Source organism: Vibrio sp. Vb0888 (genome assembly GCF_033338835.1).
Taxonomy (GTDB): domain Bacteria; phylum Pseudomonadota; class Gammaproteobacteria; order Enterobacterales; family Vibrionaceae; genus Vibrio; species Vibrio alginolyticus.
The window spans coordinates 29,547-54,857 of the sequence record NZ_JAWOTL010000022.1; the positions used below are offsets into that span (position 1 = coordinate 29,547).

Annotated in this window: 28 protein-coding genes; 19 read left to right on the forward strand and 9 right to left on the reverse strand. The window is 46.5% G+C overall.

Translation table 11 applies throughout. The features are described from left to right. Positions 1-38: 38 nt before the first annotated feature. Positions 39-911: an EamA family transporter gene (locus R7P72_RS20760; protein ID WP_005381415.1), complete on the reverse strand. Its 873-nt coding sequence runs from the start codon at positions 909-911 to the stop codon at positions 39-41. A 122-nt stretch (positions 912-1,033) separates the two neighbouring features. Between R7P72_RS20760 and R7P72_RS20765 the strand changes: the two genes are divergently transcribed. The 6 genes from R7P72_RS20765 to R7P72_RS20790 all read left to right on the forward strand — a co-directional run bounded on the left by R7P72_RS20765 (position 1,034) and on the right by R7P72_RS20790 (position 7,398). After that, entirely contained in the window at positions 1,034-1,513 is a 480-nt protein-coding gene (locus R7P72_RS20765) for a MarR family winged helix-turn-helix transcriptional regulator (RefSeq protein WP_005381417.1), read from the forward strand. Between the two features lie 69 nt (positions 1,514-1,582). After that, positions 1,583-2,170, forward strand: coding sequence for an aminodeoxychorismate/anthranilate synthase component II (locus tag R7P72_RS20770; protein ID WP_005381418.1), 588 nt, complete (start codon positions 1,583-1,585; stop codon positions 2,168-2,170). A gap of 361 nt (positions 2,171-2,531) precedes the next feature. Next, on the forward strand, positions 2,532-3,743 hold the full coding sequence (locus tag R7P72_RS20775; RefSeq protein WP_005381420.1) for an aspartate aminotransferase family protein: 1,212 nt from the start codon (positions 2,532-2,534) through the stop codon (positions 3,741-3,743). A gap of 109 nt (positions 3,744-3,852) precedes the next feature. Beyond that, entirely contained in the window at positions 3,853-4,872 is a 1,020-nt protein-coding gene (gene astA, locus R7P72_RS20780; protein WP_005381422.1) for an arginine N-succinyltransferase, read from the forward strand. A 28-nt stretch (positions 4,873-4,900) separates the two neighbouring features. After that, positions 4,901-6,358, forward strand: coding sequence for a succinylglutamate-semialdehyde dehydrogenase (astD, locus tag R7P72_RS20785; RefSeq protein ID WP_005381424.1), 1,458 nt, complete (start codon positions 4,901-4,903; stop codon positions 6,356-6,358). Positions 6,359-6,606: 248 nt separating this feature from the next. Continuing rightward, a complete protein-coding gene (locus tag R7P72_RS20790) occupies positions 6,607-7,398 on the forward strand; it encodes a DUF1338 domain-containing protein (protein WP_005381426.1) in 792 nt (263 codons plus the stop codon). A 136-nt stretch (positions 7,399-7,534) separates the two neighbouring features. On the opposite strand, the gene crp is transcribed toward R7P72_RS20790, so the two are convergent. The 6 genes from crp to R7P72_RS20820 all read right to left on the reverse strand — a co-directional run bounded on the left by crp (position 7,535) and on the right by R7P72_RS20820 (position 13,148). After that, the gene (gene crp, locus R7P72_RS20795) at positions 7,535-8,167 is read right to left on the reverse strand and encodes a cAMP-activated global transcriptional regulator CRP (RefSeq protein ID WP_005381432.1); all 633 of its coding nucleotides are present in this window, start codon (positions 8,165-8,167) and stop codon (positions 7,535-7,537) included. 240 nt (positions 8,168-8,407) lie between these two features. After that, on the reverse strand, positions 8,408-9,277 hold the full coding sequence (locus R7P72_RS20800; protein WP_005381434.1) for a phosphoribulokinase: 870 nt from the start codon (positions 9,275-9,277) through the stop codon (positions 8,408-8,410). A gap of 125 nt (positions 9,278-9,402) precedes the next feature. After that, entirely contained in the window at positions 9,403-9,615 is a 213-nt protein-coding gene (locus R7P72_RS20805) for a YheU family protein (protein ID WP_005381436.1), read from the reverse strand. A gap of 33 nt (positions 9,616-9,648) precedes the next feature. Further along, positions 9,649-10,656: a hydrolase gene (locus R7P72_RS20810; protein ID WP_017633737.1), complete on the reverse strand. Its 1,008-nt coding sequence runs from the start codon at positions 10,654-10,656 to the stop codon at positions 9,649-9,651. An 87-nt stretch (positions 10,657-10,743) separates the two neighbouring features. Next, positions 10,744-11,232 carry a TIGR02444 family protein gene (locus tag R7P72_RS20815; protein ID WP_017633738.1) on the reverse strand — a complete coding sequence of 163 codons (489 nt, stop codon included), beginning with the start codon at positions 11,230-11,232 and terminating at the stop codon, positions 10,744-10,746. Continuing rightward, positions 11,229-13,148, reverse strand: coding sequence for an ABC transporter ATP-binding protein (locus R7P72_RS20820; protein ID WP_017633739.1), 1,920 nt, complete (start codon positions 13,146-13,148; stop codon positions 11,229-11,231). Before R7P72_RS20820 ends, R7P72_RS20815 begins: the two co-directional genes overlap by 4 nt. Positions 13,149-13,357: 209 nt before the next feature. On the opposite strand from R7P72_RS20820, the gene kefG reads away from it, so the two are divergent. The 5 genes from kefG to R7P72_RS20845 all read left to right on the forward strand — a co-directional run bounded on the left by kefG (position 13,358) and on the right by R7P72_RS20845 (position 17,682). After that, on the forward strand, positions 13,358-13,951 hold the full coding sequence (gene kefG, locus R7P72_RS20825; protein ID WP_005381444.1) for a glutathione-regulated potassium-efflux system ancillary protein KefG: 594 nt from the start codon (positions 13,358-13,360) through the stop codon (positions 13,949-13,951). Further along, positions 13,935-15,731, forward strand: coding sequence for a glutathione-regulated potassium-efflux system protein KefB (gene kefB, locus R7P72_RS20830; RefSeq protein WP_017633740.1), 1,797 nt, complete (start codon positions 13,935-13,937; stop codon positions 15,729-15,731). Before kefG ends, kefB begins: the two co-directional genes overlap by 17 nt. Before the next feature lie 33 nt (positions 15,732-15,764). Beyond that, a complete protein-coding gene (locus tag R7P72_RS20835) occupies positions 15,765-15,965 on the forward strand; it encodes a YheV family putative zinc ribbon protein (protein ID WP_005381449.1) in 201 nt (66 codons plus the stop codon). Between the two features lie 92 nt (positions 15,966-16,057). Further along, positions 16,058-16,609: a peptidylprolyl isomerase gene (gene slyD / locus R7P72_RS20840; protein WP_005381451.1), complete on the forward strand. Its 552-nt coding sequence runs from the start codon at positions 16,058-16,060 to the stop codon at positions 16,607-16,609. Positions 16,610-16,740: 131 nt separating this feature from the next. After that, positions 16,741-17,682 (forward strand): isoaspartyl peptidase/L-asparaginase family protein, encoded by a 942-nt coding sequence (locus tag R7P72_RS20845; RefSeq protein WP_186584613.1) that lies wholly within the window; start codon positions 16,741-16,743, stop codon positions 17,680-17,682. Between the two features lie 83 nt (positions 17,683-17,765). Here the strand turns inward: R7P72_RS20845 and R7P72_RS20850 are convergent, their stop codons facing one another. Both R7P72_RS20850 and R7P72_RS20855 read right to left on the reverse strand, forming a co-directional pair. After that, positions 17,766-17,993 (reverse strand): SlyX family protein, encoded by a 228-nt coding sequence (locus R7P72_RS20850; protein WP_005381455.1) that lies wholly within the window; start codon positions 17,991-17,993, stop codon positions 17,766-17,768. Next, positions 17,990-18,976, reverse strand: coding sequence for a WD40 repeat domain-containing protein (locus R7P72_RS20855; RefSeq protein WP_005381457.1), 987 nt, complete (start codon positions 18,974-18,976; stop codon positions 17,990-17,992). The genes R7P72_RS20850 and R7P72_RS20855 overlap by 4 nt, the downstream gene beginning before the upstream one ends. A gap of 128 nt (positions 18,977-19,104) precedes the next feature. On the opposite strand from R7P72_RS20855, the gene fkpA reads away from it, so the two are divergent. From fkpA to fusA, 8 genes are all read left to right on the forward strand, one after another. Beyond that, positions 19,105-19,887: an FKBP-type peptidyl-prolyl cis-trans isomerase gene (gene fkpA, locus R7P72_RS20860; protein WP_017821751.1), complete on the forward strand. Its 783-nt coding sequence runs from the start codon at positions 19,105-19,107 to the stop codon at positions 19,885-19,887. Positions 19,888-20,030: 143 nt separating this feature from the next. After that, positions 20,031-20,753 (forward strand): transcriptional regulator, encoded by a 723-nt coding sequence (locus R7P72_RS20865; RefSeq protein WP_005382804.1) that lies wholly within the window; start codon positions 20,031-20,033, stop codon positions 20,751-20,753. Next, the gene (gene tusD / locus R7P72_RS20870; protein WP_047104026.1) at positions 20,750-21,145 is read left to right on the forward strand and encodes a sulfurtransferase complex subunit TusD; all 396 of its coding nucleotides are present in this window, start codon (positions 20,750-20,752) and stop codon (positions 21,143-21,145) included. The genes R7P72_RS20865 and tusD overlap by 4 nt, the downstream gene beginning before the upstream one ends. Further along, the gene (tusC, locus tag R7P72_RS20875; protein ID WP_005382801.1) at positions 21,142-21,498 is read left to right on the forward strand and encodes a sulfurtransferase complex subunit TusC; all 357 of its coding nucleotides are present in this window, start codon (positions 21,142-21,144) and stop codon (positions 21,496-21,498) included. The genes tusD and tusC overlap by 4 nt, the downstream gene beginning before the upstream one ends. Positions 21,499-21,505: 7 nt before the next feature. Continuing rightward, positions 21,506-21,781 (forward strand): sulfurtransferase complex subunit TusB, encoded by a 276-nt coding sequence (tusB, locus tag R7P72_RS20880; protein ID WP_213907345.1) that lies wholly within the window; start codon positions 21,506-21,508, stop codon positions 21,779-21,781. A gap of 177 nt (positions 21,782-21,958) precedes the next feature. Further along, positions 21,959-22,333 (forward strand): 30S ribosomal protein S12, encoded by a 375-nt coding sequence (gene rpsL, locus R7P72_RS20885; RefSeq protein WP_004399892.1) that lies wholly within the window; start codon positions 21,959-21,961, stop codon positions 22,331-22,333. Positions 22,334-22,434: 101 nt separating this feature from the next. Next, on the forward strand, positions 22,435-22,905 hold the full coding sequence (gene rpsG / locus R7P72_RS20890) for a 30S ribosomal protein S7 (RefSeq protein ID WP_005382796.1): 471 nt from the start codon (positions 22,435-22,437) through the stop codon (positions 22,903-22,905). A gap of 75 nt (positions 22,906-22,980) precedes the next feature. Next, complete coding sequence (fusA, locus tag R7P72_RS20895; protein ID WP_005382794.1) at positions 22,981-25,080, forward strand: elongation factor G; 2,100 nt, start codon at positions 22,981-22,983, stop codon at positions 25,078-25,080. Positions 25,081-25,311: the final 231 nt, after the last annotated feature.

The following is a 25,311-nucleotide window of genomic DNA, read 5'->3' on the forward strand; positions in this document are numbered from 1 at the left end:
ATCATTTCCTTTTGAATTTTATATCTTGTTTATTGGAGTTATGCATTTGCAGCTTTAGGACTATGGGAGGCCAAAAAGATCGAAACCAGTATTGCTCCTGCACCTAACAATTGCAGTGGTGTGAGTATTTCATCTAAAAATACGTAGCCCAACACGCTCGCCGAGACGCTACTCAGAAATCCTAGAAACGCGACGTTTGTTGCAGGAAGACGCTCGATTCCTTTAAACCACAGTGCGTAAGCGAGTACCGCGCCCACTATGGTTAGGTAGCTGTATCCGGCCAAGTTTTTTAGCGAAATGGTCTCCGGTAGACCTTCAAACCATAGCGCTGCAGGTAATAAAAGGATGCCTCCGACGAGGAGTTGCCAGCCAGTGAACGCCAATGTCGACATATTCTCCGGACGTCCCCAGTATTTGGTGAGCACCACGCCACTTGCCATGCTTAATGTACCTAGTACCGCCAGAACAATTCCTTGCGCGCTGATCTGCACCGTTTCGTTGATGACGATAAGCGCTACACCAAGCACCCCGAAGATTGCTGCGATGCAGTGGCTCAAGGCGATCTTACTTTTTAATACCAGCCCACTGAGTAGCATCACGATGATCGGTTGGCTCGACATGACCAATGCCGCCGTTCCTCCGGGCAGGTAGCTCGCCGCAAAAAATAAACAGTAGAAAAACAGCCCGATGTTGAGCGTTCCAAGGCAAGCGAGTTTTCCCCACCATTGCTGGTTCGGAAAGCAGCGTGTATACGCGATGAGCAGTAATCCTGCAGGCAGTGCGCGTATCGCAGAAGCGAGCAGGGGACTGTCTGCGGGTAGCAACTCAGTAGTGACGATATAGGTGCTGCCCCAAACGGTGGGAGCAATCGCGGTGAGCAGTATTGCTTGAATCCTTTCTGCGCTGGTCATAATAACTCCTGTAAAAGTATCTTTCGTGAAAGATTGTTTTTTAAAAGTAATGGTGTTTTTTCTTTTGGTCAAGTATCTTTTTGAAAAGATTTTTAGTTAGTGATGATCGTGAGGATGATGTAATGGACGGTGTAGATAAGATTCTTCAGCAGTGGCAGCAAGCACGACCTGACTTAGATTGTTCTTCGATGGGCGTGGTTGGGCGAATTCGTCGCGCGGCAAACTTCTGGGAACAGGCCCATGGCCAAGTGTGCGGTGATGCTGGGATCAGCGCGATTGAGTTCGATATTCTGGCGACGTTAAGACGTAGCGTCGAACCCGTCACTCCGACAACGTTGTACAAAACGTTGATGATTTCGTCTGGTGCGGTAAGTACCCGATTAGAAGGCCTAGTACAAAAAGGTTGGGTGCACCGCGTAGCGAGCGAAAGCGACCGCAGAAGTAATCGAGTGACATTGACGGAAGACGGTGTTGCCTTTTTAGATCAGGTGCTTGAAGCGCATGTCGCGAGCATGGAACAGCACTTAACTTGTCTCGACTCTGAAGAAAGAAATGCGTTGGAAAGCCTGCTGAGTAAGTTCCTGCAAGCCGAGGTGGAATAACTGATCGTACTTGCGTTTAGATAAAAAGGCGGCACAATACTCGCTTTCAGGTTTCCACGATGTAGTCCCATGCTGTTAATTATCGATAATTATGATTCGTTTACCTACAACCTTTACCAATACTTCTGCGAGCTTGGTGCAGACGTAAAGGTGGTGCGTAACGATGAAATCGATATCCAAGGCATTGAGGCGCTCAACCCAACTCATTTGGTGATCTCGCCAGGGCCATGTACGCCGAACGAAGCAGGTATTTCACTGAAAGCGATAGAACACTTCGCTGGTAAGCTTCCAATATTGGGTGTTTGTCTTGGCCATCAAGCGATAGCGCAAGTGTTTGGGGGCAAAGTGGTACGTGCACGACAAGTGATGCACGGTAAGACCTCACCGATTCGTCACAACGGTCGTAGTGTGTTTAAAAATCTGAATAACCCACTCACGGTAACCCGTTATCACTCTCTTGTGGTGAAAAACGGTACTTTACCCGACGTGTTTGAACTGACTGCATGGACAGAACTGCCTGACGGAAGCATGGATGAAATAATGGGTTACCAACATAAAACCTTGCCAATTGATGCGGTGCAGTTCCACCCAGAATCAATCAAAACTGAGCAAGGTCACGAGTTGCTTGCGAACTTTTTAGCACGCAAAACGATCTGATCGCGATCACTTTTCTTAACAAATCATTCATCTTTTTGCTGAGGTGAGCGGATTGCAAAACTATGCGATTCTCTCGAGTCTCTTTGTCTATTCATGTCTTTTTAAACCTTCTATCCCCTGTATTACATAACATTTATAAAAAATCACTTCTCTATTTTACTTTCTTGATGCATAAATAGTCATAAGCAGTGATTAATGGAAGTTGCTTTCGAGAACGAAAAGAATAAATCACTATTGAAATGGTTAATTAAATGTAAATACAATGCCGCAATAGCTTAAATGCAAAACATTATTTGCTGGCAAAGAGAGCCGGTTAAATTCGCTTATCTGCTACGCATGCGGTATCAAGAAGGAATGTGCAATGACAACGGAAATTAAAGTAGAGCGCGGTTTATTCGATGAGGTAATGGTACCTTGCTATAACCCGATGGAAATGATCCCTGTTAAAGGTGAAGGTTCACGTGTTTGGGATCAGGAAGGTAATGAATACATCGACTTTGCTGGTGGTATTGCAGTGAGCTGTCTTGGCCATTGTCATCCAGTAATGGTAAACGCACTAACAGAGCAAGCTAACAAGCTTTGGCACTTAAGTAACGTTATGACGAACGAACCAGCCCTTCGCCTGGCGAAAAAGCTAACAGAAGTGAGTTTTGCTGAGCGTGTGTTCTTTGCTAACTCTGGCGCAGAAGCAAACGAAGCCGCTTTGAAGCTGGCACGTCGTTATGCAGCAGACGTTCATGGCACTGAGAAATCTGAAATCATTGCATTCAAACAAGGTTTCCACGGTCGTACATTCTTTACCGTAACGGTTGGTGGCCAAGCGGCATACTCTGACGGCTTCGGTCCTAAGCCAGGCGACGTGACACACCTTCCTTACAACGATATCGAAGCTTTACAAGCACACATGTCTGATCGTACTTGTGCGGTCATGATGGAGCCACTACAAGGTGAAGGCGGCATCGTGCCACCAACGCCTGAGTTCGCTCAAGCGGTTCGCGAGCTGTGTGACAAACACAACGCCTTACTGATCTTCGATGAAGTGCAAACTGGTAATGGCCGTACAGGTAACTTCTACGCTTACCAAGGTTTAGGTATCACGCCAGATATTCTAAGTACTGCGAAATCACTTGGTGGCGGTTTCCCGATCGGTGCAATGCTAACGACAGCAAAATTGGCAGAGCACATGAAAGTGGGCACTCACGGTTCTACATATGGCGGTAACCCACTAGCGTGTGCGGTTGCAGAAGCGGTTGTAAATGAAGTTACTAAGCCAGAGGTGTTGGCTGGTGTGCTAGAACGCGAAGCAATGTTCCGTGAAGGTCTAGAGAAGATCAACGCGAAGTACAACATCTTCTCAGAAGTGCGCGGTCAAGGCCTATTACTTGGCGCTGCACTAAATGAAGAATGGCAAGGCCGTGCGCGTGACGTGCTGGTTGCTGCAGGTAAACAAGGTCTCATGGTATTGGTTGCGGGTGCCAATGTCGTACGTTTCACACCATCACTCGTTATCACACAACAAGAAATTGAAGAAGGCTTGGCGAAACTGGATAAAGCGATCGCGACTTTAGTTTAAGCGCGATATCAGTTTAAACGTCAACGCAGACACCCCCGTCAAGGATCTCTGATGGGGGAATTGTTCCTACAATATAGTTAGGATCTTCTTGCATCTGGAGGGAGTATTGATGCTAGTAGTTCGCCCTATCGCGATGTCGGATTACGACGCACTGCACACTTGTGCGGTGGAGTCTGGTCACGGATTTACATCTCTACCGGTTAACGAAGAACTGTTAACCAATCGAATCAAACATTCAGAGTACAGCTTTGGTAAGCCAGATGTGGCAGAACCAGGCGATGAAGGCTACCTGATGGTTGGCTTTGACTCTGAAACGGGTGAGGTTGCGGGTACCACCGGAATCGAAGCATCTATCGGCTGGGATGTCCCATTTTACTCATATCACATTAGTAAAGTCGTGCACTCGTCGCCAAAGCTTGGCGTTAACAACGTCGTTAAACTGCTTACTTTTGGTAATAACTACACGGGTAACAGCGAAATTTGTACCTTGTTCTTGCGTGAGAAATTCCGCCAAGGTCTGAATGGTCGTCTAATGTCGAAGTGTCGTTTCCTAATGATGGCAGAGCACCCAGAGCGCTTCTCTGAAACGATCTTTGCGGAGATGCGTGGCGTTTCAGACGACGAGGGTAATTCACCATTCTGGCAATGGCTTCAAGAGCATTTCTTCTCTATCGATTTCACGCTTGCAGATTACCTGACAGGTATCGGCAAGAAAGGCTTTATCGCCGACTTGATGCCGAAACTGCCTATTTACATCAACCTGCTCAGCCCAGAAGCGCAAGCCGTGATTGGTCAAGTACATGACAACACGCGTCCAGCGCTGAAGCTGCTTGAGCGTGAAGGTTTTACCAACCGAGGCTACGTCGACATCTTCGATGGTGGCCCAACGGTTGAGTGTGATCTGCGTAATATTGAGTCGGTACGTCATTCATTCCGTGCGCAAGTCAAAATCTCTGAACATTCCAGCACACAAGACTTCTTGATGTGTAATTCATCTTTCGAGAACTTCCGTGCGACAGTCACTAAAGCGGCGTATGACGCAGAAACACAGAGCGTAATGATCGCACCAGACGTTGCGGATGCACTTTCGGTTGAAGAAGGGGATTTCGTTCGCCTTCTTCCGCAGTAACAGACGACAGAATTTAAGGATAGAAACAATGACACATTGGATTGCAGGTGAATGGGTACAAGGTCAGGGTGAAGCATTTACGTCTCTGTCGCCGTACAACCAAGAAGTGATCTGGCAAGGCAAAGGTGCAACGGCAGAGCAGGTGAACCAGGCGGTATCTGCAGCGCGTGAAGCGTTTATTGACTGGAAAAAGCGCCCATTTTCAGAGCGTGAGGCAATCGTGTTGGCTTTTGCGGAGAAAGTAAAAGAGAACAGCGAAAAAATCGCCGAAGTCATTGCCAAAGAAACTGGTAAGCCAATTTGGGAAACGCGCACTGAAGCAGCGGCAATGGCAGGTAAAATTGCCATTTCGATTCGCGCTTATCATGACCGCACTGGTGAGGCGAGCCGTGAAGCAGCAGGCAACCAAATCGTATTGCGCCACCGCCCATTGGGCGTGATGGCGGTGTTTGGTCCTTACAACTTCCCAGGCCACCTACCAAATGGTCACATTGTGCCTGCGCTACTGGCTGGTAACACGGTAGTGTTCAAACCGTCTGAGCAAACGCCATGGACGGGTGAATTGGCAATGAAGCTATGGGAAGAAGCCGGTCTGCCGAAAGGCGTGATTAACCTTGTTCAGGGCGCGAAAGAAACTGGTATCGCGCTCGCTGACGCAAAAGGCATCGATGGCGTACTGTTTACGGGTAGCGCAAATACGGGGCATGTATTACACCGTCAATTTGCGGGTCAACCGGGCAAGATGCTCGCACTAGAAATGGGTGGTAATAACCCGATGGTGATCTCTGATAAATATGGTGATTTGGATGCCACGGTTTACACCATCATCCAGTCAGCGTTTATCAGTGCTGGGCAGCGTTGTACGTGTGCTCGTCGTTTGTATGTGCCATTGGGTGAAAAAGGCGATGCGCTTATCACCAAACTCGTTGAAGCGACACGCAATATTCGCGTAGACCAACCATTTGCAGAACCTGCGCCATTTATGGGACCGCAAATTTCGGTCGCGGCAGCCAAGTTTATTCTTGATGCACAAGCTAATCTACAGTCTCTTGGCGGTGAAAGCTTGATTGAAGCGAAAGCAGGAGAGGCGGCGTTTGTTTCTCCTGGCATCATTGATGTAACGAACATTGCTGAGTTACCAGATGAAGAATACTTCGGCCCACTTCTGCAAGTGGTGCGTTACGAAGGGTTAGACAAAGCCGTGGCGCTAGCAAACGATACGCGCTTTGGCTTATCTGCTGGTTTGGTCTCAACCGACGACCAAGAATGGGAATACTTCGTTGACCACATTCGTGCAGGTATCGTGAACCGTAACCGCCAGCTCACTGGTGCAAGCGGTGATGCGCCATTTGGTGGTCCGGGGGCGTCGGGTAACTTGCGCCCAAGCGCTTACTACGCAGCAGATTACTGTGCGTACCCAATGGCATCAATGGAAGGTCAAGAGACTGTCTTGCCTGCAACATTGAGTCCAGGTGTAGCGCTATAAGTTTTAATAATAGAGTCGCAACTATGCATTGCGGCTCACCTTGCCGGCGCATCATTTAGGTATGGGTTGTAGTGATCGTTGGCAGAACACGAAAAGTGAGCAAAGACTCGGAAAAGCGTGTTGACTGACTGGCATTTACCGTCACAGGTTGATGGTTGCTCGTTCATTATTCTGGACAACTTTTGTTGTGAACGAGCAGCCAACTTCCGCTTACCTTTAAACTCTACATCTCGTAACAAGGAGTCGTTATGACGCCCGATGTGTTATTTGAATCGCTATGGCAAGATTACATTCAACGTCTTTGCCCTTCGGCTGCTAAAGTGCATCAGCTGCTTCAAGAAGATGAGCCTCTGATTAATGATCATATAGCTTTACGTACCTTCAATATCGCGCCTCTTGGTATTGAAACTCTAGCTAAGCCATTTGTAGCTATTGGTTACAAGGCGTGTGGTGATTACGTTTTCGAAAGCAAAAAGCTGGTTGCTAAGCACTATGAGCACCCAGATCCGAAGCAACCTAAAGTATTTATTAGTGAGCTAAAAGTTGAAGAGTGCTCGTCTGAGCTACAAGAGATTGTGAAAAATTTGGTGGCACAAGTCGATGCTGACAAGCTGAACGATAGCGCATTCTTACATGGTGGACGCTTGTGGGATTTAAGCTTTGCTGATTACCAAACGTTGGCTAAAGAAAGTGAGTACGCATCTTGGCTTGCGGCGCATGGTTACGGAGCAAACCACTTCACGGTGAGCGTTAACCAGCTCAATGAATATGAAGAAGTGAAGCAGGTAAACGATCATCTGCGTACCGCTGGGTTTACCATTAATGAAAATGGTGGTGAAGTGAAGGGCACTCCTGAGGTGTTGCTAGAGCAGTCATCGACCATGGCAGATAAAGTAGCGGTTCGTTTTAGCGAAGGCACTGAAATTATCCCTGGCGGGTTTTATGAATTTGCTAAGCGCTATCCGATGGAAAATGGTGATTTGTACCCAGGTTTCGTGGCCGCTTCAGCTGACAAAATCTTTGAAAGTACGAATGGCTAAGTTTTAGGGTTAACCTGTTAAGCTTACTCATTAGTGTTCGCTGCACCCTATCTCATTTGGTCATGAGTAAATAAAAAGCCACCAATGTTGCCATTGGTGGCTTTTATAATTTTGTTCGTGTCACTCTAGTTCGAGATTAACGAGTACCGTAAACCACGATGGTTTTACCGTGAGCAGAGATTAGGTTCTGCTCTTCTAGCATCTTCAAGATACGACCTACTGTCTCACGAGAACAGCCAACAATTTGACCGATTTCTTGACGAGTGATCTTGATTTGCATGCCGTCTGGGTGAGTCATTGCGTCTGGTTGTTTTGCAAGGTTCAGAAGCGTCTGAGCGATACGACCAGTTACGTCTAGGAACGCCAGGTCACCCACTTTTTGGCTAGTTACTTGAAGACGACGAGCCATCTGCGCAGAAAGACGCATTAGGATGTCTGGGTTTACTTGGATAAGCTGACGGAACTTCTTGAAAGAAATTTCAGCAACTTCACAAGGAGATTTAGCACGAACCCAAGCTGTGCGCTCTTGGTCTTCCTCGAATAGACCAAGTTCACCAATAAAGTCTCCTTGGTTTAGGTAAGAAAGGATCATCTCCTTACCTTCTTCGTCTTTGATAAGAACCGCAACAGAACCTTTAACGATGTAGTACAAAGTTTCTGCCTTTTCGCCCGCGTGAATTAGCGTGCTCTTTGAAGGGTACTTATGAATATGACAGTGTGAAAGAAACCACTCTAATGTTGGGTCGGTTTGAGGTTTACCTAGAACCATAATATCTCACTTCCTCTGCAGGGTACGCTTGCGCTATCCATATTTTAGCTAAGCCTGAATTAGGCCTACTAGAATAAGAGCACTTTTTATATGCTGCAAGCTCTCTTGTGTTTCGGTAAGAAATAGTATCCTTTTTCGAAAACGATTTCTTGATTTTAATCGTGCCATGATTGAGATTTTGTAAGCAAAACTGTGCACATGATCACGGTATGAAAAGTAAACATCTTCGCAGGCAGGTTTTTAGCCAATTTTCCCTGTTTCGATGAGCTGTTGTAGGATAGGCCGAACTATGAGCTCCATTGCAAAGCTCATCTTACCGCCGGGTACGACAATCGTGTTGTGGCGTGACATGAATGAGCCATCAATCATGGCCAGCAGATATGGGAAGTCGACATTCTTGATACCGCGTAGGCGAATCACCACAAAACTCTCATCCAAACTAGGGATGCCTTTTGCATTAAGTGGGTTGGAAGTATCAACGGTCGGTACGCGCTGGAAGTTGATGTGAGTACGAGAAAACTGAGGAGTGATATAGTTGAGGTAATCGTCCATGGATCGCACGATTGAGTCCATTACCGCTTCACGCGAATGGCCGCGATCGCGAGTGTCGCGTACGAATTTTTGTATCCACTCTAAGTTCACAATCGGCACCATGCCAATTAAGAAATCCACATGTTGAGCAACATTAACATCGCCATCGACCACGCCACCATGTAACCCTTCATAAAACAGAACGTCGCTGTTTTCGGGTAAGTCTTGCCACGGTGTAAACGTGCCTGGCATTTGATTGTAGGGAACCGCTTCGTCAAACGTGTGCAGATAACGGCGCACGCTGCCAGTGCCGTCATGCCCAAACTTACGGAAAAACTCTTCTAATCCCGGGAAGTCATTAGCTTGTGGGCCAAAGTAGCTAATGTGTCGACCTTGCTCGCGGGCTTTGCGGATTTCGATGTCCATTTCTGGGCGAGTAAAGCGATGGAAGCTATCGCCTTCAACCCATGCGGGTTTAACGTTCATCATATTGAACATTTTACGGAAGGCTTCAGATGTAGTGGTCGTGCCGGCACCGGACGAACCAGTAACCGCAATAATTGGGTGTTTAGCTGACATGACAAACCTTGTCGAAAATTACTTACCTGTAATGTGCAGTAGAGTTACTACTGCACGGTCGATATCCCACTATAGCACGTAACAATACCTTGTCATCGAGTGGGATACGGTAAAATGTGAAGGGTCTAAAATTTTGTTTTATGCTGAATATCGACGGTTTCGTGTAGCTCAGAGAACACGATAACCGCTTCACCTTTTTCCAATTGAGCTTTAACTTGATCAATTTTGTCATGCAAAGAAACCTCGACGGTTCCGTAATCCGTTCCTTCGCGTAAGACGAATTCACGAATTAAGTTTTCCAATGTTTCCGGCGCAATGTCTTGCCATGGAATGATCATAAATACCTCTAACTTTTATGATGAGCGGCTAGTTTACTGCGTTCGTTGCTTGGATACAGCAGAAAGGTAATCTGCGGCGATACTTTCGTAATACGCGGGCAGCGCTTCCTCCAACCAAAACTTAGGTTTTAACGCCGTTCCTGTCAGGAAGCCAACATGGCCACCGTGCTCAAAGAGACGGTAATCAATATTATCTGGCAGAACAAACTTCGGTATCACATCATCGGTCATGAACGGATCGTCTTTGGCATGGATGATCAGTGTGGGTAGCGTGATTTGCTGTAGTTTACTTAAGCCAGAGCATTGGTCGTAATAATCTTGTGCGTCTTTAAAGCCATGCAATGGTGCGGTAATCAAATCATCGAATTCATACAGCCGTGTGACACGTTTGATTGAGTTGTAGGACAGCGCCAGCTCGCCATGCAGTAGATGATGCTTTTGTAACGCGTTACGTTTCAGTGAAGAAAGCAGATAACGGCGATACACTTTTGAAAAGCCTTGTTCTATACGGTTCGCACACGCCGCTAGGTCTAAAGGCGCTGAGATAATAGTCGCTGCATTCAAAATAGGGTGGTCTTTATATTGGGCTAAATAATTCGCCAACATGTTACCGCCAAGAGAAATACCAACCGCAACCTTGGGGTTATCAGGAAAGCGTTGCTCAAGGTGCTCTAAGAAGTGGCGGGCGTCAGTCACTTCACCAGAATGATAGGCGCGAGCTTTCTTGTTTGGCTTACCGCTACAACCGCGGAAATGCATCATCACCGACAGCCATCCAGATTGAGCAAATGCATTCATTAGCCCATTGGCATAAGGGCTATAGAAGCACCCCTCTAATCCATGAAATAAAACAAAAATCGGCTTTTTTTGTGCAGGCTCTTGGGTTGGGTCCTCGCTCCACGCGAGATCGAGAAAGTCGCCATCGGATGTATCGAGGGTTTGCCAAATCGGCGTAAACAACGCTTTTTTGCGAATAAAACGCGGCAAAAGCGTTTGGAGATGCGGGTTTTTGATCCCGGCGGCTGCGAAAAATTGTGTCATACCTAACTGCTCTTATGCGGTCCTTCGGTGTCCGTTGAAGAACTTATTAATATAATCCTTTATAAAGATTATAGGTATTCTACAGATTTATGGGCGTTTTGGTGGTTGAATGTTTGGCACCGGAATAGCAAAGGCTTGTTGCAAATGTTCCCCACCGAGTTGACGACAGTATCTCAACGTCAGTGGGTCATCATCATTTTTGAGTAGTGCAAGTGAGTTAATGCAGTCCACCAAATCCGCTTGTTGCTGCTTTTCTAGTTGCAGCTCAAACTGCAAGGTCTCACGATACAAAGCGTCATTGACTTGAGACTTAAGGTGGCGACGAAGGTCGCGAAAGGAGTGAAGTAAAGTTTCGCTCCTACCTAGACAGTCTTGCACCAAGGGCCAGTCTTTTTCTTGGAAAATGAGTTGCTGCTCATCGAGCCATCTGAGCAGCAGGAGTAGGTTCACGTTGCCGTGATAATTGTTCTGCAATGATAAACACGCTTCTTTCACTTCTCGCACACCATAAAACTGCAGACTGAACTGCCAAAGGTGTTCTAGGGTGAGTGTGTATTCAGCGTGTTGATTACTCATTGATTAAACTCTAGCTCCATCTGCTCCAGTTCTTCCTGAGCAGACATCCATTCCATTTCAATTTCTTCGAGCTCAGCTTTACTGGAAGCTTGAAGTGCCAGCACTTGGTTAAGTTTAGCTTTATTTTCGGCCGCATACAGTGAGTTGTCCGCCAATTGTTCTTCAGCTTCGGCCAGTGCAGCACCTAACTTATCCATTTTACTTTCTAGTTGTGTCAGCGTTTTGCGAATTGGCGCTGTCTGTTTTCGAAACTCTGCATCGCGACGTTTTTGCTCTTTCTTCGCAGCTGCGCTGTTGGCCGTATCTTTGCTTGGCTGCGCAGCCTGCGCTTCTTTGCGTTCCGCTCTTTGTTGTTCGGTTAACCATTTATAATAGTCATTTAAATCACCGTCGAACGGAGCAACTTGTCGATCATGCACTAAATACAAGTCATCGGTCGTAGCGCGCAGTAAATAGCGGTCGTGCGAAACAATCACCATCGCACCTTCGAATGTTTGCAGTGCCATCGTAAGTGCTTGGCGCATGTCCAAGTCTAAGTGGTTGGTCGGTTCATCAAGTAGCAACAGGTTTGGCTTTTGCCACACAATTAAAGCCAATACCAAACGGGCTTTTTCGCCACCAGAAAACGGCGCAACTTTTTCTAGTGCTTTGTCACCTTGGAAGCCAAAGCTACCTAGGTAATCACGTAGCTGCTGTTCGGTTTGATCGGGTGCGATTTGCATCATGTGTTGCAGCGGCGTTTCTTCAGGATGAAGCGTTTCTAACTGGTGCTGAGCGAAGTAACCAATTTTCACGCCTTGTGAGTAAGTTAGGTCACCACCTTGCGCGTTAAGTTCACCAGAGAGCAGCTTGATTAAGGTCGATTTACCCGCACCATTACGGCCGAGTAGACCAATACGACTGCCAGGAACCAAGTTTAAGCGGATCTTCTCTAAGATGAGGTTGTCACCGTAACCTGCAGATACTTCATCCATCATCATGATTGGGTTTGGCAGCGCAGCTGGCTCACGGAATTGAAAGCTAAATGGGTTATCGAATTGAGCTGGCAGTACTTTTTCCATGCGCTCCAAAGCTTTGATACGGCTTTGGGCTTGGCGTGCTTTTGATGCTTTGTAACGGAAGCGGTCGATGTAGCTTTGCATGTGCGACATCTGCTTCTGTTGCTTTTCAAACATCGCTTGTTGCAACACCATCTTTTGTGCGCGTTGGTTTTCGAATGACGAGTAGTTACCCGTGTATTCGTTCAGCTGCTGATTCTCGATGTGAATGATGCGACCAACAATTGGATCAAGGAAGTCTCGGTCGTGCGAGATCAGAATCAGCGTGCCAGGGTAGTTTTGTAGCCAACGCTCTAACCACATTACCGCGTCCAAATCCAAGTGGTTGGTTGGTTCGTCGAGTAGCAGTAGATCAGAACGACACAATAGCGCTTGAGCCAAGTTAAGACGCATACGCCAACCACCCGAGAATTGGGTCAAACTCCAACTCATTTGCTCTTGGCTGAACCCTAAACCATCGAGCAGTTCTGCCGCGCGAGCGCGAATGCTGTAACCACCAATGGTTTCAATTTTACCGTGTATCTCGGCAACTAGGGTTCCGTTGTCTTGTGTTTCTGCTTCAGCTAACTGCTTTTCGAGAGCGCGGTACTCGCGATCACCATCAATGACGTATTCCAGTGCAGTGCGCTCTAGCGCAGGCGTTTCCTGTGCGACCCAGGCCAACTCCCAGTGTTGAGGTTGGCTAAATGAGCCAGCATCAATTGACAGTTCATCTTTCAGTAGGGCAAACAGCGTTGATTTACCGCAGCCGTTTTTGCCCACAAGACCGACTTTATCGCCAGGGTGAATAGTCGCAGAAGCTTGGTCTAAAAGAGGTTTACCGCCACGCAGTAACTGAATATCAGAGAAGGTAATCATAAAGTTTTCATTCACTTTGCGCAGTGCGCGTTGCTTGGTTACATAGCGAAGTGGTTTCAATCGTTTTTAAAGCCACTTGGGTATATATCTAGCGGTGAATAGTAGGGGTATTGGCCGGAAAAGTCGATTGATTCGCTTTAATTGCATTATGCTGTACAAAAAAGTATAACAATTTGATAACGGATAAAAATAACCACAAGGACGACCATTTGGCTGTTGCACCGTCTATTCTCCCAAAAGTTCTGGTCATTTATGCTCATCCAGAGCCACATAACTCGATTGCCAATCAAGTGATGATAAAAAAAGCTCAGTCGCTTGATCACGTCACTGTGCACGATCTTTACGGTGTTTACCCTGATTTCTTTATTGATGTGAATTACGAACATGAGTTGTTGCTCGCTCACGATGTGATTGTATTTCACCACCCACTTTATATGTATTCATGTCCAGCCCTATTAAAAGAGTGGCTAGACCGAGTGTTAGGTAAAGGCTTTGCGTTTGGCGGAGGTGCGGCGCTAGAAGGAAAATACTGGCGCAGTGTCATTACAACAGGTGGTAAAGAAGAAGCCTTCAGCGCGAAGGGGTACAACAAATACCCACTTGAGCAAATCTTGCAACCGTTTGAACTGACGGCAGCCCTATGCCAAATGCACTGGATTGAACCTCTGGTGTTGTATTGGTCAAGAAATGTTTCGGATATTGAACGCTACGAACATGCTGAGTTATACCGTGGATGGCTGAGTAACCCACTTGAAAACTGGCAAGCGGCAGATCGAGGAGGTCAGTATGGCGATCACCAGTGAGTTTCTTCAAAGCAGTGTGGTCTTTCTTTCGGCTGCGGTTATTGCGGTGCCGATTGCTCAGCGCCTTGGGCTTGGCTCGGTTTTAGGTTATTTACTCGCTGGTGTGTTGATTGGCCCATGGGGGCTTGGCTTAATTAGCGACGTTGATGCCATTTTGCATTTTGCCGAGCTTGGGGTTGTGTTGTTACTGTTTTTGATAGGGCTGGAATTAAACCCTAAAAAATTGTGGCAGATGCGAGGGCCGATTTTAGGTTTAGGCGGTGCGCAGGTTGTGGTCACGACCGCCGTGATTGGTAGTGTCGTCAGTATGTTTGGCGTAAGCATGCAAGTGAGTTTAGTGATCGGGATGGGGTTGGCGCTGTCCTCGACGGCGATTGCGCTTAAAGTCATTGAAGAGCAAGGGCTTAATGGTACCGAAACGGGGCAATCTGGTTTTGCGGTGCTGCTCTTTCAAGATATTGCAGTGATCCCGATGCTGGCGATGTTGCCCTTGCTAGCAGGCGGGCATAGTGGTGGAAGTTGGTTGGATGTCTTCACTATTTTAGGCAGTGTGGTAGCACTGTTGATTGGTGGTCACTTTTTACTACGTCCGCTATTTCGTTTTGTCGTGATGAGCGGCGTTCGTGAGCTCTTTACCGTTGCTGCACTTTTAGTCGTGCTTGGCATTTCGGTCGTGATGCAAAAGCTTGGCCTTTCGATGGCATTGGGGACTTTTTTAGCAGGCGTTTTGCTGGCAGAGAGTGAGTATCGCCATGAGCTGGAAATCGCTATCGAGCCATTTAAAGGTCTGTTGTTGGGGTTATTCTTTATTGCGGTGGGCATGGCGGTAAACTTGGGGTTATTGGCATTACACCCTTTAGAGATTCTCGGTGCGGTGGTGGCTTTGGTCGTGGTTAAGGGTTTGGTTTTGTATGCATTGGCGAGAGCTGCCCGTGTCGGAGCCAAAGCGAGAAGCCGTATGGCTGCAATTTTGAGCCAAGGCGGTGAGTTTGCCTTTGTCATATTTACCGCGGCGAGCCAAGAGGGCATTTTGTCCAAAGAGCAAGTGGCGTTTCTGTTGGTGGTGGTCAGTCTATCCATGGTGACGACTCCTCTTTTGCTGATGGGACAAAAGAAGTGGTTTGCTCATACCCTGAATCAAGAAGAAGAGGGCATGACCACGAAAGTCGTGGATCGCCGACCACGCGTTATCATTGCAGGCTTTGGACGTTTCGGTCAGATCGTCGGACGTTTAATGTATGCCAATAAAATCAAAGTGACAGTATTAGAAAGTGATGCCAGCCAAATCCACCTATTACGTAAGTATGGTTACAAAGTGTTTTATGGCGATGCTACACAAATTGACCTATTGAGGGCTGCTGGCGCTGATAAAGCGGAAGCATTGATTATTTGTACTGATTCACCTGATGAGGTGATGGCCATCGTGGACATTTGTCGCGTGCACTTCCCGAAACTTAAGTTGTTAGCCCGAGCAAGAAGCCGTGTCGAGGCTTACCAGTTAATGAGTCATGGTGTAGAGAATTACTCTCGTGAAACATTTTTAGGGGCGCTAGATCTCGGTCGCCAAGCGCTCGTAGAACTGGGTATGCATCCTTATCAAGCAAAGCGGGCAGAAGCACATTTTCGCAAGTTAGATAATGCTATGCTTAAGGACTTATTGCCTCAACACAATGAAGATAAGAAATTAGCTCAAAGAGCGAAAGAGGCCCGCAAAGAGCTAGAAGAAATATTTGGTCGTGAAATGGAGAGCGACCATCAGTCACCTAATCATTGGAAGTAGTACTTGAGCCAAGACTCAAGCTAAGGAAATAGCGTGAAAATCAAGAAACGTTTTATTGCCGGCGCTAGTTGCCCAAATTGCAGCCAGCAAGATACCCTGCGCTGGTGGATTGAAAATAACATCGAATTAGTTGAGTGTGTCGAGTGTGAGTTTACAGAGCAGCGTAAACCACAATCTGTAGAGAAAAATAAACACTCAGATCAGGAAATGATCGGAATTTTTAAGCCGGAGTAATTGAACTTCGATAATTGATCCCCATAATACACCCAGATATCTCAGTACTTAACCCCATTCAGGTTAAGTCAATTAATCTCCCTGGAGTTAGTATGAAAATTGAAAAGAACGTTGTTGCAAGCCTTGCATACAAAGTAATGATGGAAGACGGTGTCGTTGTTGATCAATCAACAGCAGAAGCACCTCTAGATTACCTTCACGGTCACAACAACCTAATCACAGGTCTTGAAAAAGAACTTGAAGGTAAAGTGGCTGGCGACAAGTTCTCAGTAACGGTAGCTCCTGAAGAAGCTTACGGTGAGCACAACGATGCGCTAGTACAGCGCGTTCCTGCGGACGTGTTCCAAGGCGTTGAGCAAATCGAAGTGGGCATGCGCTTCCTAGCTGACACTGACCAAGGTCCAATCCCTGTTGAAGTAACAGAAGTTGACGGCAACGAAGTGGTTGTTGACGGTAACCATATGTTAGCTGGTCAAACACTAACTTTCGAAGTAGAAGTTATGTCTACACGTGAAGCAACAGCAGAAGAGATCGAACACGGTCACATCCACCAAGGTGGTGGCTGTTGTGGTGGTCACGATCATGACCACGATCACGAAGAAGAAGGCGGCTGCTGTGGCGGCGGTAGCTGTGGTTCTCACTAATCATAAGCTCCTTCACTAGATAATCTTATCTAGCAAAGCTTTGAAAAGCGCAAGTTGAGTTTTCAACTTGCGCTTTTTGTTTATCTAAGGTGTAGTGCCAACCATACAAGGAATAACAGTTGGACAAAGTGATGACGAAACCTTTCTCGATTGCCATTCATGGTGGTGCGGGCACCATCTTGCGTGAACAGATGAGCGATGAGCTGCAACAATCCATCTTGGCGGATTTAGAAGCTGCGGTAAAAGCGGGACATCAAATTCTAGACACGGGCGGTGAAGCCTTAGATGCCGTCGTAGCGGCAGTGAAAGTATTGGAAGACTCTCCTAACTTTAATGCGGGTAAAGGCTCAGTGCTGACCAACAACGAAATGGTCGAAATGGACGCTTCTGTAATGGATGGTAGAAACCAAGCGGCAGGTGCTGTTGCCGGTGTTCGTCATATCAGAAACCCAATTGAGCTCGCTCGTGACGTGATGCGAAACAGCAATCATGTGCTGTTGGTGGGTGAGGGCGCAGAGAAGTTTGCTTTTGAGCAAGGCCATGAGTATACCGAGCAAGATTACTTCTTTACTGATCGCCGTTATGAGCAGTTGCTGTCTATGCGTGAGAAAGGACTGTTTGCTTTGTCGGAATCTCGTTACCCAGATGACCGTAAGCACGGTACGGTTGGTGCGGTGGCATTGGACCAACAAGGCAACTTAGCCGCTGCCACCAGTACGGGTGGCGTGACGAATAAGAAATACAACCGAGTCGGAGATTCTGCTCTTATTGGTTGTGGTACGGTGGCCGAAAATGGCGTCGTGGCAGTTTCCACTACGGGTGTCGGCGAGTTCTTTATTCGTAAACGTGTTGCGGAAGACGTTGCAGCACGTATGCGTTACTTACAAGAAGATATTCATACGGCTTGTGAACACATTATCCAAGGTGATCTCAAACAGATGGGCGGAGAGGGCGGTTTGATTGCCATTGATGCTAAAGGTGAGATGCACTTTGCGATGAACAGTTCTGGCATGTACCGAGCAGGCATTAATACGCAAGGCGAGCTGAGCGTTAAAATCTACGCCGACGAATAGCTTCCTCTTGAGTACCTTCTTAAGTAATTAATACAACAAAGCCCAGAACATGTTCTGGGCTTTATGCTATTTGAGCCTGCATTTTAATAATGCGGTGGTGGGGTTTCTTCTGACGGATCGGCTAAATTCGACGAGTCCATATTTTTTACTTTACCTACCACATATTTCATCTGATCGAGCATCTTGGTAATTTGCAGTTGTTGCTGCGATAAAGCGCCGTTCAGATCTTCAATAGTCTGTTCTTGGAACGCAAGCTGACATTCTAAGTCATTAATGCGTGCTTCCAATTGCTGAATGATTTTTTCTGTCATGATCCGTTCTCTAACTGCCAAGCTTGGGCAATACCTGCTGAAGTAGCAGTAATTACGCGTTGTTTTGAATCAAAAGCTGCATCATACACGACCGCACGGGGAGGGCGAGTGTCTTTTTTGGGCTCCACTTCAAATCCACTCATTCGTTTTCCGGTTTGAGTATCCCATATCGACACACGGCCAGAAGGGCTTCCTGTGACTAGTTGAGTCCCGTCGTCAGAAAATCGTGCGGTAGAGAAAATTAATTGGCGTGACCAACTGCTCAACTGTGTGACTTCTTGTCCAGTTTTTAAATCCCAAACAATCGCTTGGTTTCCGCCATCAGATGTCATTGCTAATTTTCCATCTCTTTGCAGGGCCACGCGAACAATTCGTTGTTCATGTTCGAAGGTTCGTAGTACTTGTCCGGTTTCGGTGTCCCACAGATACGCTTTATAGTCATTACCTCCGGTTAGGGCGAAGCGCCCATTAGGAGAAATGGCCACGGAATTGACTTTTTCACGATGCGCAAGGAACTCCATGCGACGCCCGGTGACTAAGTTGACATAAATTGCTTTACCGTTGGATAACCCAAGCAGAACTTGTTCACCATTACTGGTGATATCAACGTCGCGAATGAGCGCATCAGAGATAGACCAAAGGCCTTCGGATTGCGTCCAGCCTAGGTCCCAAACTGCGAAGTTCATTTGGCTTGCTGTAATTGCGTAGCGACCATTGTCAGATATGCGGATATGGGAAACCACATTGGCATCGGCATCGAGTTCACCCAGATTGGCTAGTTGTTCATTTTGCTCTAGGTCCCACAACATCAAATGACGTTGTTGAGAATAGAGCAGAGCAAACCGTCCATCTCTGCTAAGTGCGAAGCTCGTCGCACCTTGAGGTTCTATCGGCCAACGCTGCACTTCACGCTCGGCGAAAAAGCAACCATTTAACGTGGTGATGACAATTAAATATAGGAATAAATGAAAAATTCTTTGCATCACATCTAATAATCCGGTTTGTGTCTTAAGACATATAGCTAGTATATTGGTATAACGATTGTCTTCACTAGTCTCATAGAAGATTTGTGCACAACAACCAATGGCAGAGCCATTATTGGGAGAATTTAATGAAATCAGTTTTAAAAGTGTCGCTACTTGCTGCAACAGTTATGCTAGCGGTAGGTTGTCAGAAAGAAGAAACTAAAACAGAAACCGCACCTCAAGCAGAACAAGTTCAAGCAGAAACCGGTAAAGCGGTTCACTTTAAAACCGACGACGACAAAGCGGCATACGCAATCGGTGTTTCATTTGCTAACTACCTAAGCACAAGCATCGACAAGCCAAGCGAAATCGGCATTAATCTTAACAAAGATTTGGTACTAAAAGGTATCGAAGACGTCTTCAAAGGCAATGCTGAATTGAATGAAGAAGAAACACGTGCAGCACTAGAATCTCTAGACAAGCGTGTTGCAGAAAAGATGCAAGCACAAGCGGCTGAGAAAGCAGCTGAAGCGAAAAAAGCTGGCGATGATTTCCGTGCTGAGTTTGAGAAGCAAGAAGGCGTAGTGAAGACAGATACAGGTCTTCTATACCAAGTAATGACACCAGCTGAAGGTGAGAAGCCAAAAGACACTGATACGGTTCAAGTACACTACAAAGGTACTCTGATCGACGGTACTCAGTTCGACAGCTCATACGATCGTGGTGAACCTGCAACGTTCCCACTTAACCGTGTAATCCCAGGTTGGACAGAGGGTGTTCAGCTAATGCCTGTGGGTTCTAAATTCAAATTCGTTATCCCGCCAGAGCTAGCATACGGTGACCAAGACACACCAAGCATTCCTGCTAACTCAACGCTAGTATTTGAAGTTGAGCTGCTAAAAGTTGAGAACGACAACGCAGAGCAATAACAATAAGCTGCGATAAGTTATTGAAAAAGGTCCGTTTAACGGGCCTTTTTTGTTCTAGGTCACTAGTTGGTGAGTTTGCTAGGTTGCTTTTCAAATTTTCTGATAAACTTACACCAATTTGTTGATTTTTCGCTCGAAGGCTTATGACAACTACAGAAACAATAAACGCGGAGATGTTGCTCGAAATGGAATCCGTTAACGTGATGCCGTTTACCGAGCACGACAAAATCATTTTAAGATCTTATGAGGCGGTCGTGGATGGTATCGCCAGCCTGATAGGTCCATTTTGTGAAATCGTTCTTCACTCTCTAGAAGACTTAAATACCTCTGCAATTAAAATCGCTAACGGTGAAAACACGGGGCGCCAAGTCGGCTCACCAATCACTGATTTAGCGCTTAAGATGCTAAAAGACATCGAAGGCTCGGAGCGCAACTTCTCACGTTCGTACTTTACCCGTGCAAAAGGTGGCGTGTTGATGAAGTCGATTACTGTCGCCATTCGTAATGGCGAAAATCGCGTGATTGGTTTGTTGTGTATCAACGTCAACTTGGATGCGCCTTTCTCGCAAGTCCTTCAGTCTTTCATGCCGACGCAAGAAGCGAAAGAAGCGGCTTCCTCGGTCAACTTTGCTAGTGACGTAGAAGAGCTGGTGGACCAAACTGTTGAACGCACCATCGAAGAGATCAATGCGGATAAATCCGTGTCTAACAACACCAAAAATCGCCAGATCGTGATGGAGTTGTACGACAAAGGTATCTTCGATATTAAAGATGCCATCAACCGTGTCGCGGATCGCCTTAATATTTCAAAACACACCGTTTACTTGTACATTCGTCAACGTAAAACCGAGGATGATGAAAGGTGAGTAAACTGACTTACACGTTAGTGGTGAATGGTCCCGTTTATGGCAGCCAGTCAGCGCGCAGTGCTTATCAGTTCGCCAAAGTGGTGATAGAGCAAGGCCATCAGCTAGTGAGCGTCTTCTTTTATCAAGATGGTGTGACTAATGGTACTGCTTTGAGTGTGCCAGCCAACGATGAATTTGATCTCAATAAGGCGTGGCAGTCTTTGGCTAAAGAGCATGGTGTTCGCCTAGAAACTTGTGTCGCGGCCGCTTTGCGTCGCGGGATTGTAAGTGAAGAAGAAGCGAATCAACATGGTTTGGTTCAGAACAATCTAGCCGATGGTTTTGAACAAGCAGGCTTAGGTAGCCTAGCTGAAGCGATGTTAACCCAAGACAGAGTGGTACAGTTTTGAGTCAGTTAACTTATCTATTTCGTAGTGCGCCACATGGCAGTGCAGCTGGTCGTGAAGGTGTGGATGCACTGTTAGCCGCGTCGGCTTACTGTGAAGATATCAGCGTCATTTTCATGGGTGACGGGGTATACCAGCTTCTACTCGGACAAGACCCCAACAATATTTTGAGTAAAGATTACGCGCCGATGTTAAAGCTTTTCGATTTATACGACATCGAACAAGTCTTTGTGTGTTCAGAGTCGTTAACCCAGCGAGGTTTGGCGCAAGCGGATTTAGTCATTGAAGCCCAAGCGTTAAGCTCAGAACAGCTCAAAGATAAGTTACAACACGCTGGCAAGCTACTGTCTTTTTGAGGAAGTTATGTTACACATCATAAAAACAGTCTCTGCTCTAGAAGACGCCATGCCCTTATGCAGTGAACAGGATGACATCTTACTTATAGAAGATGCAGTGTACGCTGCTAACTCGCAACATAAAGCATGTTCCCACCTAAAAAACCGCAGCGTATTTGTGTTAGAGAGCGATGCGCAAGCTCGCGGTATTGCAAATCGTATCAGTCCATCGCTGACGATTGTGAATTACTCAGGCTTCGTTGAACTAACAGCAAAACAGGATAAATCCCTAACTTGGGATTGAACAAGATTTGCTGTCGACAAAGCTTTACGGATGAATTGTTCTAATTGAACAAAAAAGATCCGTATATTTCTTGACACACCTCTCACTGCTGCATAGAATTTTGCGTCCCTAACTGCATTGGCAGTTGGGGATAGATTTTTCACAAAGCTTACTTTCAAGTAAATCAGGAGCTAGTTAATGGCAACTATTAACCAGTTGGTACGTAAGCCACGTGCAAAGCAAGTTGTTAAAAGCAACGTGCCTGCACTAGAAGCGTGCCCACAAAAACGTGGTGTATGTACTCGTGTTTACACTACTACACCTAAAAAACCTAACTCAGCACTTCGTAAAGTTTGTCGTGTACGTCTGACAAACGGCTTCGAAGTTACATCGTACATCGGCGGTGAAGGTCACAACCTTCAAGAGCACTCAGTTGTTCTAATCCGTGGTGGTCGTGTTAAAGACCTTCCAGGTGTGCGTTACCACACTGTTCGCGGCGCACTAGACTGTGCTGGCGTAAATGACCGTAAACAAGGTCGTTCTAAGTACGGTGTGAAGCGTCCTAAGTCTTAATGGATTCCGTTAAGTAAGGCCAAACACTAAATTATTTTTAATTTTTTGAAAAAACTGAAAAGTTTTGGATAAAACCTGAAGAAGACAACGGAGATAAATCCATGCCACGTCGTCGCGTCATTGGTCAGCGTAAGATCCTTCCAGATCCAAAATTCAAATCTGAATTGCTGGCAAAATTCGTTAACATCCTAATGGTTGACGGTAAAAAATCTACTGCAGAGAAAATCGTTTACACTGCACTAGATGCTATGGCTGAAAAGTCTGGTAAAGACCACTTAGCTATTTTTGAAGAAGCTCTTGAAAACGTTCGCCCAGCGGTAGAGGTTAAATCTCGCCGTGTTGGTGGTTCAACTTACCAAGTACCTGTAGAAGTACGTCCGGTTCGCCGTAACGCACTTGCTATGCGTTGGTTGGTTGAAGCTGCGCGCAAGCGTGGTGAAAAATCTATGGCTCAACGCCTAGCTGCTGAAATGCTAGACGCGTCTGAGAACAAAGGTACTGCGGTTAAGAAACGTGAAGACGTTCACCGCATGGCTGACGCAAACAAAGCGTTCGCTCATTACCGTTGGTAATACCTTCTGTGCTGCGAGGTTCTCTCGCAGCACTTTTCTACACTCTAAGGTACACCTTAGTAAGAGGATACAATCGTGGCTCGTAAAACTCCTATTGAGCTATACCGTAATATCGGTATCTGTGCTCACGTAGATGCAGGAAAAACAACCACAACTGAGCGTATTCTGTTCTACACTGGCCTTTCTCACAAAATCGGCGAAGTTCACGATGGTGCAGCAACCATGGACTGGATGGAGCAGGAGCAGGAGCGTGGTATCACTATCACATCCGCTGCGACTACTACATTCTGGCGTGGTATGGAAGCACAGTTCCCTGAGCATCGCGTAAACATCATTGATACCCCTGGACACGTTGACTTTACTATCGAAGTAGAGCGTTCTCTTCGTGTACTTGATGGTGCTGTGGTTGTGTTCTGTGGCTCATCTGGTGTTGAACCTCAGTCTGAAACTGTATGGCGTCAAGCAGACAAATACCACGTTCCACGTTTGGTATTTGTAAACAAGATGGACCGTGCGGGCGCAGACTTCCTACGCGTTGTGAACCAAATTAAGAATCGTCTTGGTGCGACTCCTGTTCCAATCCAGCTGAACGTTGGTGCGGAAGATGAGTTCAGAGGTGTCATCGACCTTATCAAGATGAAAATGATCAACTGGAATGATGCCGATCAAGGCACTTCGTTTACTTACGAAGACATCCCAGCTGACATGATTGAACTTGCTGAAGAGTGGCGCAACCACATGGTTGAATCCGCTGCTGAAGCTAGCGAAGAGCTGATGGACAAGTACCTTGAAGAAGGTGAATTGACTGAAGCTGAGCTCAAACAAGCTCTACGTACTCGCACACTAAATAACGAAATCGTACTGGCTACTTGTGGTAGTGCGTTTAAGAACAAAGGTGTTCAAGCGGTACTGGATGCAGTAGTTGAGTTCTTGCCATCGCCTGTTGACGTACCTGCAATTAAAGGTGTCGACGAAAGAGAAAATGAAGTTGAGCGTCATGCTGACGACAACGAACCTTTCTCAGCGCTAGCGTTTAAGATTGCGACTGACCCATTCGTGGGCACGTTAACTTTCATGCGTGTTTACTCCGGTGTTGTAAACTCGGGTGACGCTGTTTACAACTCAGTAAAAGAGAAGAAAGAGCGTTTCGGTCGTATCGTTCAGATGCATGCGAATAAGCGTGAAGAAGTGAAAGAAGTTCGCGCTGGTGATATTGCAGCTGCTATCGGTCTGAAAGACGTAACCACAGGTGACACGCTGTGTGATCAGAACCACAAAGTGATTCTAGAGCGCATGGAGTTCCCTGAACCAGTTATTCAGATTGCTGTAGAGCCTCGTTCTAAGGCAGACCAAGAGAAAATGGCTATCGCGCTAGGTAAACTAGCAGCGGAAGATCCATCATTCCGCGTGGAAACGGACGACGAATCAGGTCAGACTCTGATCTCAGGTATGGGTGAACTTCACCTAGACATTATCGTTGATCGTATGAAGCGTGAATTCAGCGTTGATTGTAACGTTGGTAAACCTCAGGTTGCTTACCGTGAAACCATTCGTGGTAAAGCGGAAGTTGAAGGTAAGTTTGTTCGTCAATCAGGTGGTCGTGGTCAATACGGTCATGTTTGGGTCAAACTTGAGCCTTCAGAGCCTGGTGAAGGTTTCGTATTCGTAGACGAAATCGTGGGCGGTGTGATTCCTAAGGAATACATCAGTTCGGTATCGAAAGGTATCGAAGAGCAAATGAATAGTGGTGTTCTAGCGGGTTACCCTGTACTAGATATTAAAGCTACACTATTTGATGGTTCTTACCACGATGTAGACTCAAGCGAGATGGCGTTTAAGATCGCTGGCTCGATGGCATTCAAGAAAGGTGCACTAGAAGCACAACCTGTGATTCTAGAACCTATGATGAATGTCGAAGTAACCACTCCGGAAGACTGGATGGGTGACGTTGTTGGTGACCTAAACCGTCGTCGCGGTATCATTGAAGGCATGGACGAAGGTGTGGCTGGTCTTAAGATCATCCGTGCTCAAGTACCACTATCCGAAATGTTCGGTTACGCAACTGATCTACGTTCTGCAACTCAAGGCCGTGCGTCTTACTCTATGGAGTTTCACGAGTACGCTGAAGTGCCGAAAAACTTCGCAGATAAAATTATTGCAGAGCGTGGTTACTAATTGACGATTGAACTGCAAAAAGTTTACGACTTTTTGCGAGATCAGGGCGTCCAAATATTGCGCTAACGGGCGTTGGCGCATAAAATAACAATTTCTGGCGCGTCGTCGATCAATAATGATCACGACGAATCATAACTAGGAAGGAACACGATCGTGTCTAAAGAAAAATTTGAACGTACGAAACCGCACGTTAACGTTGGTACTATCGGCCACGTTGACCACGGTAAAACA